Consider the following 13,318-nt stretch of genomic DNA (forward strand, 5'->3'; position numbering starts at 1 on the left):
TGCCCTCACGCATGAAGACGTCAAATAACCAGATCCCACCGTGCGCCAGCCTGGTGGCCGCGCGCAACGAGCTGGGTTTTCTGCACTCTGCCAGCGCACTCATCGACACCCAAGCCACGCCACTGGAACTGTACTGCCAGATGACTGCCGCGACGCCCGCCTGGCTCAAAGGCGCGTTCAGGTTGCGCGACAGCATCTCACAGCACTTTCACGTCGAGCGGATCGGCGGGTTCTCGGGTGTCACACCCCAGTGCGCCCCGGTGGTCGGCGAAAAGCTCGACTTCTTCACCATCGAAGCCATCAGCGCACAGAAGCTGGTACTGACCTCACGCGACACCCACCTGGCGGTCATGGTCTCGATCGATACACCTCTCACGCAACCGCGCTGCCTGCATATCACCACCTCCGTCAAGACCTACAACACGTTCGGCCGCCTGTACATGCTGCCGGTGGCGCCGGTGCATGGGCTCATCATCAAGCGTTTGCTGTCCCGTCTCCCCCTACATTCCCCAACTCGCTCACTTGGAGATCGCAACTCATGAACAGCGCAGACTCAATTGACCCTCATCTGTTGCACAAAGACACACCCAGGGATGTATTGATCGGACGACCCAGGCTGATTCTGCCCAGCTTTCTCAGTGCTTCGATCGGTGCCGACATACTGGCTGGCAACCCCCAGGATCAGGAGCTGTTCAAACAGCTGTACCGTGCCCAAGACGGCCGGTATGTGCTGCGCCATCTGCCCCTGACCCTCAGTGCGGAACAGGCCGGCACACTCTCCACCTTCGAGATCCGCCTGGCTGACTTCTATACCGAGTGCGACGACCGCTTCATCCTCACGGCTGAATTCATCCCCCACCAAGCCCAACGCTACCTGGCCCAGCATTTCCAAGGCGGTGATGCCCACATACCGCCCGACCAGGTAATACGCATGATCGAATGCCTTGAGTCGCTCGCGCAGTGGGACAAGGCCAGGCAGGGCTCTTACCTGTTGATCAACGACACCAAGAATTACTACTTCTACAACAAGCAGCACGAACATGTACCGGGCCTGATGTTGATCGAAGTAGCCAGGCAAGCCATGTACCACTACGTCTACAACTACTTGGGCCATCAGCGCGGTGCGGTTTCCATTTCCATCGAAGACTTGCGCATTTCCTTCAACGCCTACACCGAATCGGCTTACGAGGTCGAAGTCGTGGTGCAACAGACACACGGCCTGAAGCGATCGCAACCCAAGTCCATCGACAAGTGCGCAAACTTCTATCAGAACGGCCGGCTGGTATCGCGTCTCTGGCTGCAAGGCGCAGTGATCAAGTTACCGCTGTTCAAACGCATGCGTTCGTTGAACTACCCTCAGGATCACTGGTTCACCCCTTCCGATCGCTTGCCCAAGAACATCCTCGTGCATCACGCCGACAGTGCGCTGCAAGCCAGGCTGAGCCTGCTCTCGGTACTGGGCGTGCTGGTGACTCACCAGGCCGAAGGCATCAATTGGAGCACGGTCACGACCGTATCGCTGTATATCGAAGGGGGCGGCTTCCTCAGCCTGCCCGTTGCTTCGACTTGCTCCACCGGCGAACCCGACCAGCGCGTGCTGGTGTTCGACAAACTGTCCAAGAGCCAGGCCAGCGAACTGCGTGAAACGATCAAGTGCCACTGCTTCTTTGCCGGGCAGATGCAATGGAACGCTGGCTCCTCACCTGACCCTCTGGCCCCCGAGCAAATCGTGGCATGAGGATCCTGCGCCCATGAGCTATGAGTTATCACAACGCCCACTGATGATCGGTCAGGGCGTTTCGCTGAAAAACCGCATGTATTTCGCGCCGATGGGCATCGACCTGGCCACCTCGGACGGTTCGCTGTCCGAGGAAATGCTCAGGTTCTATCAACATGTAATCGACGGAGGCTGCGCCATGGTGGTGCTGGGCAACTCCTCCATAGCGCCCTCCACGCGTCTGCATGCGCGTGGCCTGTGCCTGCACAGCCATGCCAACGTGGAAAAGCTCGCGCCGCTGGTGGAGTACGGTCGCCAGCGGGACTGTCCAGTGGTGGTGCAACTTCAGCATTACGGCGCCCAAGGTGGTACACAGATCAGCGGCCAACCGCTGCTTTGCCCGAGCCGCAGTGCGTTATCCGGCAGCCGCAGCGCCGAGGCATTGGAGATGAGTGTCGAGGACATCGACGCCGTTTGCGATCAGTTTGCTCAAGCGGCTCTGCGAGCCAGACAGGCCGGCGCCAGGATGGTCCAGCTTCAGGCCTCCAATGGCTACCTGCTGAGCAGTTTTCTATCGCCCTGGACCAACCATCGCCATGACGCTTACGGCGGCAGCCCGCTCAAGCGAGCACGGTTTCTGTTGGAAGTCATCGACCGCATTCACAGGGTTACCGCAGGAGAGCTGGAGGTTTCCGTGCGCCTGGGCATTGATGATTGCGTAGGCGCCAACGGGCAGCAACCGGAACTGCTCCAGGATGTGGTGGCGGCCCTGGAAAACGCCGGGACCTCGGCAATCATGTGCTCGATCACCATCAAGGAAACCTTCCGCTACATGCTGTCTGCCCATCCGAGCATTCAGCAACAGTTCGTCGAAGGGGTACGCCTGATCAAGTCATTCACCTCGCTGCCGGTCGGCTATGCCGGTTTCATTGGCTCCCTGCAGGAAGCAGAAAATCAACTGCAGCTGGGTCACTGTGACCTGATCGGTATGAGCCGAGCGCTTTTTGCCGATAACGACCTGATCAACAAATCGCTCGCCGGCCATGAAGACAAGGTTCAGCAATGCCGGTTTGACGGTAACTGCTTTCGGGACAAGAGCAACCCGCAACTCGACCGGGTGTATTGCTGCGTGAATGAGCACTACAAGCGTCCCGCTCACATCCACTACGGAAATCAATAACATGGAATTTCAAGACAAGAACATCGTCATTACCGGCGGTGCCAGCGGCATCGGCCTGGCGGTGGCAAAACAACTGGCCAAAGCGGGCGCACGCCTGTTCCTGATGAGCAGGAACCAGCAAAAGGCCGACGCCGCTCTAGAGATACTGGGGGCTTCGGCGCAGTTCATCTTTTGCGATGTGGCGTCGCACACGTCGGTAGCCGAGGCATTCGCGACGGTGGATGGCGAGGTGGATCAGTTGCACTTTGCAATCAACAACGCCGGCATTACCGCCCCCTACGCACCGATCGCGACCAGCGCACCGCAGGATTGGGACAGGGTCATCCACACCAACCTGAACGGCCCCTTTTACTGCCTGCAAAAAGAACTGGAACTGATCAGCCGGTACCCCGATGGAGCGATCGTCAATGTGTCTTCGTGCGCGGGCGTGATGCCTATGGCCAATCAGGCCGCCTACGTCGCCAGCAAGACCGCGCTCAATGCCTTGACGCAGGTCGCCGCGATGGAGAATGCCTGCGACAGCGAATCCGGTTTTGCCGTACGCGTCAACGCCGTAGCGCCCGGACCGACACTGGGCGGTATGAACTCTGCGGAACGGCTGGCGGCCCATCCGGAAAACACCCAGCGCAAGCGTGACGTGACCGCCATGAAACGCTTTGCCCATCCAGAGGAAATCGCCGACGCGATCCTGTTTTTGTTGAGCCGCAGATCCAGCTACATCACCGGCTCGGTGCTCAGTGCCGATGGCGGCTATCACATCGGCAAATTCTAGGGGCAATCATGGCTAGCATATTGATCACCGGTGTGAGCACCGGTATCGGCAACGCTCTGGCACGTTATCACTTGGCCAGGGGCGACGAGGTGCTTGCGGTATCACGCAATCCTGCGGCCAATATCCCGTCACAGGAGCGCTTTCACTTCCTCAGGTGCGACTTGACCGATATCGACCGCGCCCCGGCAATCCTGCAGGCGTTGCTGTCGCGCTCCCCTGCCCCGGTAGACACCGTCTACCTGAATGCGGGTCGGTTCGGCAGCCCTCCACAACTGGCCACGCAAACTTCGATGCAGGAGTTCAACAGCGTCCTGGCGCTTAACCTGGGCGCGGTGAAAATGGTCCTGGATATCCTGCTGAGTGCGACGCAACCTCCCGGCACCGTGGTGTTTTCATCATCGATTTCGGCACTGCGCCAACGGGCCGGGATGCTCTCATATTCGGTCTCCAAGGCGGCGCTGAACGCTCTGGCAAAAATCTATCACCTGGAAAACCCACACACATTCTTTGCCGTGCTGGGGCTCTGCAACGTCCAGACGACGGTGGCGAAGACCATCATGGCGGCGGATGAACGCTTCGGTGATCTTGTCGCACTCCGCCAACGGGCGGCAGTGCCCGGCTACATCGTCGACGCAGAATCCCGCGCTGCGCATATCGTTCAGGTCTTGGCCGAGCGCCATCATCTTGGACTGAAATCGGGTGAGTTCCAGGAAATCCGCGACTTGTTGAACCAGCCACTCCAGGAGGAGACCCGCAATGACCCAATCCACCCATGAAAAAATCGTACGTGCCGGCGCTGCGTACGACATTCTCGCGATGGCTCCCTTCGCCTTGCCGATCGTGTCCGTCTGGGCCTATGCACTGATCCAATGGGTTGATTTGCAACTGGGCTTCGACAGCCACTTCTCGGCGCTCGACCCCACCGCCATGTTCCTGCTCAACATCGGCGCCTGGGCATACCTTGTGTGGGGCGTTGTACGTTGGCGAGCCCCTACACGCGAACATGCCCGTCTCAGCGCTTTGCTACGCGTGATCGTAGTGGTAGTGCAGGTAGTGGCCGTCAGCAGTGGCGCTTCACCTTTCCTGCTGGTGCTGGGTGCCGTTCAATTGTTGCTGGCGGTGCTGGAGTTTTCGCATAGGTTATTCGAGCGCAACGCTGCCCCATCCAGCCGAGAAGAGGCACGCGCTTACTGATGCCGCCGGGGGCCAACCTGGTGCTTGATGGAGGCCCCGCCTTCATCTCCTCGACATCGCCCCCGGACCATTCACCCACTGAGCCCTCCTGCTTATCCCTACCTTTAGTCGGATATTTCTGGCGGTTCAAGCGCAACGGCTAGCCTTCAGCCTAGCGTAAGGGATAACGCTGACCTATCGGTCCATGAAGGGCTAGTACGCCTCGTCGTCCCGACGCTTTATCTGCTGAGGAGACGATAATGAAAATAACCTTGAAACGGTTGGCGTGCCTGGGTGCAAGCTTCACCAGCGTGCTCGCCATGGCCGATGCGGCCAGCCCGCCGCCGCTGTCACCTGTGATTCCCTTCGACGTCACCGCCAATGCCCCCTTCACCCTGGACAACCTGCAACACGATTTCGACGTGCTGTCGTGGCAGACCTTCGTCGCGCTGAACTGGCCCGCCAACGCCGACGGCAGCGCCAATACCTCGGCGCAGATCGGCGCGCCGGGGCAGACGGTGTGGGAGTCGTGGAAGGAGAGCTACGAGATTTTCCTGCCCCAAGGCCAGATGCCTGTCGCCTGGAACCAGAAGTCGCCGCTACCCCCGGCCTGTCAAGGCAAGGGTGACCTGCCCGTGCTGCAGCAGATGGGCAAGGTCGCCGGTGTGCTCGACGAGACCATCCAACCGTTCAAGACCGGCCCACTGGTGGACCAGAACGGCACTTACACGCGCAACGCGATCATGGTCAACCAGCCGATGTTCGACAACATCGTCAACAATGGTCTGTACAGCAAGGAAGGCCAACAGGCTTTCTTCACCAAGGCCGACAACCGCATCGCCTTCTCCTGCGGCGTGAAGGAGGACAAGCAGGTCGGCGCGATCATGGTCAAGTCGGCCTGGAAGGTACTCGGCGGCAACGACAACCCGCAGGACTTCCACGCCGTCGACGCGCTGGTCTACACCCCAGGCAATGCCGACCCGAGCAAGGGCGCGGTGATCCCCGAATCGTGCAACGCGCAGAAGGTCGGGCTGGTCGGCCTGCACATCGTGCACAAGACCAAAGATGCGCCGCAGTGGGTGTGGTCAAGCTTCGAGCACGTGCGCAACGTACCGGAAAAGACCACCCCCATGAACGAGCGCAAGGGCCCCTACCTGTTCTACAACGCCCAGGCCAGCGACCGCCCGGTGAACGAGCCGCCCCCGCAGCCGTGGGACCCGTCGAAGAAAGCCACACCCTCGCAGATCGTGCGGGAAATTCCGCTCACCGCCGCAACCCACCAGCTCAACGCGCAATGGCAAGGCGCGCTCAAGGGTACGGTGTGGGCCAACTACCAGTTGATCAGCACCCAATGGCCAACCGCCCCCGCCGATGACTGCCAGGTGCCGTCGCCAACCAACCCGCTGGGCACGCCTGCGCCGAACTTCCTGGCCAACGCCACGCTGGAAACCTACAACCAGGGCACTACGCCGCAGGCTTCATCCAGTTGCATGGAATGCCACAACAACGCGACCACCCGGGTGACCCAGTCACCGCGCACCAGCTTCGCCGACTTCACCTTTCTGCTTGAACGTGCCCAATCCACCGGTGCCAAGGAGTGATGCCATGAGCGACCCGAACCTGCAAGACTTCATCGACCTGTCTGCCGAGCTCACTGGCCTGTCAGCCAAGCTGCTGGCGCCTGCCGTCGACCCGATCAACCTGCCTCCGGTGTTCTTCGACACCGCCCAGCAAGGCATGGGCACCGAAGCGTTCAGCAAACTGCTGAACCTGTACGTCCCTATCAAAGGCCAACCCCATAAGCAGATCGCCAGCGCCATACTCGGCAGTTCGGACCCGCAGATCGCCAAAGGCGCCCGCTCGATCATGAAGCTGTGGCTGCTTGGCAGCTGGTACCAGCCTTATGACCAAGGCGCCGCCCACACGGGTGACATCCGCGTGGTCTCCGACCAGGCTTACAAGGAAAGCTGGGCGTGGAAAATCGCCCAATCCCACCCCATGGGCTACAGCGAGTACCACTTCGGCTACTGGGCCGAGCAGCCACCGACCCTCAAGCAATTCACCGGTGTCGACGCCAAGGAAGGGCAGCAGCCATGAGCACTCTAAACACCCAGAACATCGAAACCGCCGACGTGATCGTCGTGGGCGCCGGCATGGCCGGCAGCGTCATGGCCTACCAGCTGGGCCTGGCCGGCTTGAAAGTGCTGGTGCTCGAGTCGGGCCCGGCGATACCGCCTAACCGCAGCGAGTACCTGGAGCGTTTCTACACGGCCGTGCTCAAGGCGCCCGAGTCACCCTACCCACCGGAGCAGAGCGAGCAGACCCCGGCCAAACAGTTCGCCCCGCGAGCGACTATCCAGGACTTGATCACCGCCGGCAGCCACGACAAGGACAAGGTGCAGAAGAGCTACTTGGTACAGAACGGGCCGCAACTGTTCGCCAGCACCTACGAGCGGGTGGGCGGCGGTACCATGTGGCACTGGATGGGCACGGCTCTGCGCCTGTTACCCAACGACTTTCGTATGCAGAGCAAGTACAAGGTCGGGGTCGACTGGCCGATCAGCTACGACGACCTGCAGACCGCCTACTGCCGCGCCGAGGAAGAGATGGGCGTCTCTGCCGATGTGGCGTCGCAGACTTACCTGGGCGTGACCTTCCCCCAGGGCTACCAATACAGCATGCACGGCATTCCTCCATCGTTGGTCGACCAGGGAGTGGGCAATGCCATCAATGACAAGCAGTACCAGGGCTTCACCCTCAACGTGCGGCAAACGCCAGCCGGGCGTAACTCGCAGAACGACAACGGCCGCCGGGTATGCGCCGGCAACACCAGCTGCACGCCGATCTGCCCGATCCAGGCCAAATACGACGCCACCGTGACCATGGCCAAGGCGCTGGATACCGGCAACGTGCGTATTCTTTACCAGTGTGTGGCGAGCAAGGTGCAGGTCGATGCCAATGGGGTCACGGGTATCGATTTCATCCAGTACCAGAACAACGGCACGCAACAGAACGGCACGGCCCAGGGCAAGCGCTACGTGATCGCCGCCCACGCGATCGAAACGCCCAAGCTGCTGCTCAACTCCATCAGCCCGCACAGCCCAAAAGGGGTCGCCAACAGCAGTGAACAGGTCGGCAAGTCGTTGGCCGACCACCCGGTGTACCTGGCCTGGGGCCTGATGCCCGAAGGCAAGCCGTTGTTCCCGTTCCGTGGGCCACTGTCCACCTCGGGGATCGAAGACATGCGCGATGGCCCGTTCCGCTGCGAGCGTGCCGCGTGGCGTATCGAGATCGGCAACGAGGGCTGGAATTGGTCGGCGAATGATCCGTATACCACGGTCTGCGATTTTATCGACGGCGACAACAATGGCGGCACCAACAATGGCGGCGCCGACCACAAGAGCGAGGCATTGTCCGGCGTGGCGCTGGTGCAGAAGCTCAACAGCGTGCTGACCCGCCAGTTCCGCTTGGCCTTCTTGATCGAGCAGGTGGAGGAAGACCCCGAGCATGCGCAGTGCCGGGTGGACAGTAGCAAGCATTTCACCGACGGCTTGGGCCTGCCTCGGCCAGAGATCGCCTACGAACTGTCCGAATACACCATGAAGGGCTTCAAGCAGGCGCGCCTGGCCGCCACGCATATCATCACCAAACTGATGGGCGCCACCGAGCTGACCGACCTGAAGCCCAAGCTCAAGCCCGGCTCGCAAACCGTGTTCGAGTACGACGGTCAGAACTACGCCTTCTACGGCGCTGGCCACCTGATGGGTACCTACCGCATGGGCTCGGACCGCAGATATTCAGTGGTGGACAAGGACCAACGCAGTTGGGACCACCCCAACCTGTTCCTGGTGGGCGACGGCGTGTTCCCCTCCACCGGCACCGCCAACCCGACCTTGACCATCACCGCGCTGACCTTCCAGGCCGCCGACGTGGTCGCCAGCGATCTGCTCAAGCGTACCGTGCAGGTGCAGGCCAGAGACCCCTGGCAGGGCACCGGCGTGCAGGTCAACGGACAGAGCTGGCAACTGGCGGTGTGTACCGGTGGGCAGTGGACGGCCAACCCGGGCACCGGCATGGTTGGTGCGGCGGGCCACCCAGGCCTGACCGCCAAGCCCGGCTATACCTTGCCCGGTCAAGCGGAAGGCGCATTGATCGGGCGTATCGGCACCAGCGGCGCGCCGTTCCTGGTCGGCAACCAGGCGCAATTGCCGCGTGGCCAGCAGGGGGAGTTGCAGTTGTGCATCAATGACGACCTGGCCGGGCGTTACGGGGCTGGCCTGAGCGATAACCAGGGCAGTCTGTCAGTGGAGGTACGTTTCGGGTCGGTGTAGGCGTTGTCATAGCAACCCCACAGTGCTGCGGCGATGTTGCAGTGTTGTGGGGTTGCTCTCCCAATCCCGTCACTTACAAGCTATCGGCCACGCCCAACGCAGTGAGCCATTGCCATTGCAGCCAATGCCTCAGAAACCGCCAAGCAGCATGATATGAGTCGCCTGAGCCTCATCTGTCCGCTTGAAGCCACAGCGCTCATAAAAGGCGCTTCCTTCAACCGTATCCGTGAAAAGACGCACGACCTGAAACCTGAGAGCGGCGCGTTCAACAAGCGCCTTTACCAGCATCTGTCCGACGCGTTGCCCCCTTGACGAAGGTGCGATGTACACCCGTCGCAGTCTGGCCACATTATTGTCAGCATAGGGATCAACTGAAAGACCGCCGATGCCTATCAGTTGCTGATTAAAATAGGCCGCCATCAGACACTCGCGGGGTGCATCAAAGCGGTTTGCCCCGGAGTGCCATTCGTTAATCAGACGCGTGAGGAACCTGAAACCCTCGCCAACGGCTTCCTTTTCCAGCGTTTGTATCTGGCGCGGAAGGTGGGGGATCCGTTGAACCTCATATCGTTTCATCCATCCCTGCCTCCAATATGAAACGCGTTCAATGCTAACAATTTCGTTTGAGGTGACGAACACTGCAAGGTCACTCCTGTAGGAGCGAGCTTGCTCGCGAAAACCCCAAACGATCACGCAGCGCCTGAAGGCAAAATCCGATTCCCCTGCCGCACCTTGCTCCATTGCCTACGCCTGCGTCAGAATCCGCCGGCTTGTGCGCTGGAGTGGCCGTCTCTAAGGTGGCTCGGTCGCTGAATTGTTCAGTGATTCGGGTTTAGTAGCCTGAATTTGGGTATCTATAAGGTGCATGAGCGTCACCAATCAGACAGTGCATCTGTGCTTGATGGTGGCTGTGCGTAGGGCGTCCTCGGACGCGCCGGTTTTGTTAGGTTCCACCGGTCTACTAACCTGCGTACAGCTACCGCCCTTATTGTTTAGTAGCGATGGGGAAGTGGCCCAAGCAAGGAACTTAACCATGGTTAACGATTCAACCACCCTCTTCACCGTTGCCCCAAACGCCAGCAACGAAACCCTCATCACCAACAGCTACGAAACCTTCACCAGCGTCAGCACCCTGCTGCTCGACCTGTCCGAAGACCTCAACGGCAAACACCGCGACATCGCCCTCGCCATACACCAACTGAGCGAACTGGGCGTACTCCTCACCGCCAGACTCCTCGACCGCGAAGCGCCCTGCCCTGGCTGATGATCAGCTCTTCAACTCATTAGGTCGATGACTCGTCGCGTCGTTGTAAGCCACGTACAACGACTCGGCGGTTTGGCACTTGATGGCTTTGGTGGATTCAGCCTCGACACAAAGCCCTCTGCGATGACGAGAGCGGCGACTGCTTTCGGCCAAAATCAGATTATGGACACGCCGCTTATCCGACGGTAATGTGCAACACGCGTCATGTCGTTTTGCCATAAAATCTTCTGGCGCCTTTTCAGGAGCACCACTCAAGCCGAGCAGGGAGTTACGCATGAGCAAGGGACGTTATCAAACACAAATGGCGGCAAAAGTACGCAACTTATGTCATCTATTCATAGTTATGAGTGAATAATAATTATGGAAGTCATAACTCTCAAGAGCTGGGATGAGTACGACAAAGCTGTCTCAAGAAAGCATTATAGAAAATGGATTTATCGTGGCCAAACAGATGCCTCTTGGAAGCTGGAAAGTTCCTTATACCGCGCATTTGAAGAAGCCCAAGCAATTCACAAGGCATATGCAAGAACAGAAAAGCGCATAAACAAAGTGGAGCATGAGCGAGTAATGATCGATCGCTTTATATGCCACGCACATATTTATTTATCATCATTACCCAAAGAAGGCGATCCTCTAAGTTGGTTATCGTTAATGCAGCACCATGGAGCACCAACTAGGCTTCTTGATTTTACGTTCTCTCCATACATTGCGTTATTTTTTGCTCTTGAGGCAGGTGAAGGGAGCGCTGCAATTTATTGTTTAAATCATCATGCTATAAAAAATGATGACGACGAATATTTTGGCAAAAATCGTCTTGAAGTTTACTCAAGAATACTTGAAGGTGATAAAGCATCTGATGACCCATGTCTGTTCGCCTTTGAGCCGACATTTTCTAATCATCGCCTGCTTTCTCAGCAAGGATTGTTTGTGGCTACAAACACATTGAAGCACTCGCATGAAGAAATAGTTAAAGACTATCAGATAGGCAACCCTGATATTGTCAAGTACATAATCCCAAAAAAATTACGCTATAGCGGTTTAAAAAAGCTAAACCAGATGAACATCAATGCAGCCAACATTTATCCAGGTCTTGATGGCTTCTGCAAAACAATGTGTAGGCAGCCGGTATTTGGCTTAGAGTGGCAGCGAAGAGTTGGTAATTAATCGAAAAGGAAACAAAGTGATTTTCTTAGAAGTGAATCCGCTCCCTTTTTCCACTTCGCAGGCTGGACGTCAAAAAGGTGCATTTTTTGTTTACCTGTTAGCTTCACATTAGCAGTCAGCCTGAGTCGAGTTTTTAAGGAAGTCATATGAGAAAGCCTAGAATATTTATAGCTTCAGCGGTAGAAAGCTTGGATGTGGCTGATGCATTCAACGTAAACCTAGATCATCAGGCTGAGGTAACGGTTTGGAAACATGGGTTTAGCCTTTCTCAGAACACGATTGACTCTCTGGTGAAAATGGCAGAATCAGTGGACTTCGCAATTTTCGTTTTTACACCAGATGATATTGCAGAAATCAGAGACCAGCAAAAACACATTGTCCGAGATAATGTGCTTTTTGAACTTGGCCTATTCGTCGGCACTTTAGGTAAAGAGCGATGCTTCATCGTTAAACCCCGAGAGACCGAGCTGCATTTTCCAACTGATCTTTTAGGCCTTACACCCGCAGATTACAACGGTGAAAGGTCTGATGGAAATTTAGAGGCTGCTGTAAATCATCCATGTGTACTAATCAAGAAAGAAGTGGCAAATTTAGGCTTGCTTTCAAAGGATCTAAACATTCAAACAAAACCCCGCAGGCAAGCCGGATACAATTACAAACTTGGTGACGTTGAACATCGCCTATTGGCAAAAGTTCTTGAAAGCTACGCTAGCTCACCGGATGGCGTATCTGTATGGAGTACATTTAACGATTTGAAAGGGGTTGAACAAGGTGTACTGAGTTTAGCGGCAATTAAGCTAGAAAGGGTCGGATTTCTAGATAAGAGCATCGCTATAGATCACGAGTATAATGGCTCTGAATATTATACATTTTCAATAACTGCCGACGGAATAGATTACCTGTTGGAAAATGAGGAGTTGCTTCATAAAGCAAATAAGAAAGTGGATACCGTTGATTTCGATAGAGATATCCCCTTCTAGATTTTCGCAAAAAACGCGAAAAGGAGACAAATTTATCTCTAGAGAAAAATCCGTCTCCTTTTTCGTTGACTGTCAAACTTTCTCTAAAACGTTCTCATACAACCTCTGCCAACAGCAGCCATTCGGAAGCGCCTAAAAATCAGATTCGATTCAGCACCCAAAAGTAGCCAGGCCGAGAAACAGCATAAAACCGCGATTGCTTCTTGCAGCTTGAATTCAAGAAACATCCATTTTATTGACGAGTTCGATCCGTGAAAATGCAAGCTTCTGCATTTCTCTACGACGTCGAAAATCTCTAGCAGCAGATGCAAAATCTATAACAGTTCGTACAACTGCTTCCTGCGGGTCTTTATCTAGCATTTGTCCAACCCAGTCTCTCCAAGGAACAATCAAATGCTCAACGGAAACTTGCTCATATGGATCTCGTGCCGCTGCGATTATATAACCGACAACCACAGCCATTGAATGGTCAAAGACTACATTTCCGATTGGGCCACCCAGGATAAACTCGGCCACTTCATTTGCGCATGAAGCATTTGCCGTATATCTATGATAGAGGTCCGAATTTTCTTGGCGCAATACCATTAGAGGAATTAGCAAAGGAATATCTAAGAAATGATCCTTTGGAATGCTGCGCAGCATCAATCTTAACCTAACAACAAGCTGATCAATATCTCGAAGAGTAAAGTTAAATCGTACTGCTAAAAAACCTAGTACTTTCGCCCCACGGGCGAAAA

The 13,318-nt window shown here is 56.5% G+C and carries 14 protein-coding genes; 12 read left to right on the top strand and 2 right to left on the bottom strand.

The genetic code is table 11. The features are described from left to right. The first annotated feature begins 11 nt into the window (after nt 1–11). From GIV26_RS12095 to GIV26_RS12135, 9 genes are all read left to right on the top strand, one after another. Nucleotides 12–542, top strand: coding sequence for a DUF2867 domain-containing protein (locus GIV26_RS12095; RefSeq protein ID WP_054898587.1), 531 nt, complete (start codon nt 12–14; stop codon nt 540–542). After that, nucleotides 539–1,738 (top strand): AfsA-related hotdog domain-containing protein, encoded by a 1,200-nt coding sequence (locus GIV26_RS12100; RefSeq protein WP_236280677.1) that lies wholly within the window; start codon nt 539–541, stop codon nt 1,736–1,738. Before GIV26_RS12095 ends, GIV26_RS12100 begins: the two co-directional genes overlap by 4 nt. A gap of 13 nt (nt 1,739–1,751) precedes the next feature. Next, nucleotides 1,752–2,897 (top strand): oxidoreductase, encoded by a 1,146-nt coding sequence (locus GIV26_RS12105; protein WP_236280680.1) that lies wholly within the window; start codon nt 1,752–1,754, stop codon nt 2,895–2,897. Nucleotide 2,898: 1 nt separating this feature from the next. Beyond that, nucleotides 2,899–3,669 (top strand): SDR family NAD(P)-dependent oxidoreductase, encoded by a 771-nt coding sequence (locus tag GIV26_RS12110; protein WP_236280684.1) that lies wholly within the window; start codon nt 2,899–2,901, stop codon nt 3,667–3,669. Nucleotides 3,670–3,677: 8 nt separating this feature from the next. Next, complete coding sequence (locus GIV26_RS12115) at nt 3,678–4,445, top strand: SDR family NAD(P)-dependent oxidoreductase (protein ID WP_096143273.1); 768 nt, start codon at nt 3,678–3,680, stop codon at nt 4,443–4,445. Next, entirely contained in the window at nt 4,426–4,863 is a 438-nt protein-coding gene (locus tag GIV26_RS12120) for a hypothetical protein (protein WP_236280685.1), read from the top strand. The genes GIV26_RS12115 and GIV26_RS12120 overlap by 20 nt, the downstream gene beginning before the upstream one ends. 239 nt (nt 4,864–5,102) lie before the next feature. Then, nucleotides 5,103–6,443, top strand: a complete 1,341-nt coding sequence (locus GIV26_RS12125) for a cytochrome C (RefSeq protein ID WP_236280688.1) — start codon at nt 5,103–5,105, stop codon at nt 6,441–6,443. Nucleotides 6,444–6,447: 4 nt separating this feature from the next. Then, the gene (locus tag GIV26_RS12130) at nt 6,448–6,939 is read left to right on the top strand and encodes a sorbitol dehydrogenase (protein WP_236280690.1); all 492 of its coding nucleotides are present in this window, start codon (nt 6,448–6,450) and stop codon (nt 6,937–6,939) included. Beyond that, on the top strand, nt 6,936–9,173 hold the full coding sequence (locus tag GIV26_RS12135) for a GMC oxidoreductase (protein WP_236280694.1): 2,238 nt from the start codon (nt 6,936–6,938) through the stop codon (nt 9,171–9,173). The genes GIV26_RS12130 and GIV26_RS12135 overlap by 4 nt, the downstream gene beginning before the upstream one ends. A gap of 129 nt (nt 9,174–9,302) precedes the next feature. On the opposite strand, the gene GIV26_RS12140 is transcribed toward GIV26_RS12135, so the two are convergent. Then, on the bottom strand, nt 9,303–9,749 hold the full coding sequence (locus tag GIV26_RS12140; RefSeq protein ID WP_236280878.1) for a GNAT family N-acetyltransferase: 447 nt from the start codon (nt 9,747–9,749) through the stop codon (nt 9,303–9,305). 457 nt (nt 9,750–10,206) lie between these two features. Here GIV26_RS12140 and GIV26_RS12145 point away from each other — a divergent pair, with 457 nt between their 5' ends. The 3 genes from GIV26_RS12145 (at nt 10,207) to GIV26_RS12155 (ending at nt 12,581) form a co-directional block, all read left to right on the top strand. Next, complete coding sequence (locus GIV26_RS12145) at nt 10,207–10,437, top strand: DUF6124 family protein (protein ID WP_057700777.1); 231 nt, start codon at nt 10,207–10,209, stop codon at nt 10,435–10,437. A 360-nt stretch (nt 10,438–10,797) separates the two neighbouring features. Beyond that, nucleotides 10,798–11,601: an FRG domain-containing protein gene (locus GIV26_RS12150; RefSeq protein ID WP_236280697.1), complete on the top strand. Its 804-nt coding sequence runs from the start codon at nt 10,798–10,800 to the stop codon at nt 11,599–11,601. A 146-nt stretch (nt 11,602–11,747) separates the two neighbouring features. Then, a complete protein-coding gene (locus tag GIV26_RS12155) occupies nt 11,748–12,581 on the top strand; it encodes a TIR domain-containing protein (RefSeq protein ID WP_236280700.1) in 834 nt (277 codons plus the stop codon). A gap of 216 nt (nt 12,582–12,797) precedes the next feature. On the opposite strand, the gene GIV26_RS12160 is transcribed toward GIV26_RS12155, so the two are convergent. Further along, complete coding sequence (locus GIV26_RS12160; RefSeq protein ID WP_236280703.1) at nt 12,798–13,223, bottom strand: hypothetical protein; 426 nt, start codon at nt 13,221–13,223, stop codon at nt 12,798–12,800. Nucleotides 13,224–13,318: the final 95 nt, after the last annotated feature.

The sequence above is a fragment of the Pseudomonas sp. PA-1-3F genome (genome assembly GCF_021609665.1).
Taxonomy (GTDB): domain Bacteria; phylum Pseudomonadota; class Gammaproteobacteria; order Pseudomonadales; family Pseudomonadaceae; genus Aquipseudomonas; species Aquipseudomonas paracarnis.

What these genes read in the sequence shown, in the direction of transcription:
- GIV26_RS12095 (WP_054898587.1), top strand. Translation starts at nt 12, where the DNA reads ATGAAGACGTCAAATAACCAGATCCCACCGTGCGCCAGCCTGGTGGCC.
- GIV26_RS12100 (WP_236280677.1), top strand. Translation starts at nt 539, where the DNA reads ATGAACAGCGCAGACTCAATTGACCCTCATCTGTTGCACAAAGACACA.
- GIV26_RS12105 (WP_236280680.1), top strand. Translation starts at nt 1,752, where the DNA reads ATGAGCTATGAGTTATCACAACGCCCACTGATGATCGGTCAGGGCGTT.
- GIV26_RS12110 (WP_236280684.1), top strand. Translation starts at nt 2,899, where the DNA reads ATGGAATTTCAAGACAAGAACATCGTCATTACCGGCGGTGCCAGCGGC.
- GIV26_RS12115 (WP_096143273.1), top strand. Translation starts at nt 3,678, where the DNA reads ATGGCTAGCATATTGATCACCGGTGTGAGCACCGGTATCGGCAACGCT.
- GIV26_RS12120 (WP_236280685.1), top strand. Translation starts at nt 4,426, where the DNA reads ATGACCCAATCCACCCATGAAAAAATCGTACGTGCCGGCGCTGCGTAC.
- GIV26_RS12125 (WP_236280688.1), top strand. Translation starts at nt 5,103, where the DNA reads ATGAAAATAACCTTGAAACGGTTGGCGTGCCTGGGTGCAAGCTTCACC.
- GIV26_RS12130 (WP_236280690.1), top strand. Translation starts at nt 6,448, where the DNA reads ATGAGCGACCCGAACCTGCAAGACTTCATCGACCTGTCTGCCGAGCTC.
- GIV26_RS12135 (WP_236280694.1), top strand. Translation starts at nt 6,936, where the DNA reads ATGAGCACTCTAAACACCCAGAACATCGAAACCGCCGACGTGATCGTC.
- GIV26_RS12140 (WP_236280878.1), bottom strand. Translation starts at nt 9,749, where the DNA reads ATGAAACGATATGAGGTTCAACGGATCCCCCACCTTCCGCGCCAGATA.
- GIV26_RS12145 (WP_057700777.1), top strand. Translation starts at nt 10,207, where the DNA reads ATGGTTAACGATTCAACCACCCTCTTCACCGTTGCCCCAAACGCCAGC.
- GIV26_RS12150 (WP_236280697.1), top strand. Translation starts at nt 10,798, where the DNA reads ATGGAAGTCATAACTCTCAAGAGCTGGGATGAGTACGACAAAGCTGTC.
- GIV26_RS12155 (WP_236280700.1), top strand. Translation starts at nt 11,748, where the DNA reads ATGAGAAAGCCTAGAATATTTATAGCTTCAGCGGTAGAAAGCTTGGAT.
- GIV26_RS12160 (WP_236280703.1), bottom strand. Translation starts at nt 13,223, where the DNA reads ATGCTGCGCAGCATTCCAAAGGATCATTTCTTAGATATTCCTTTGCTA.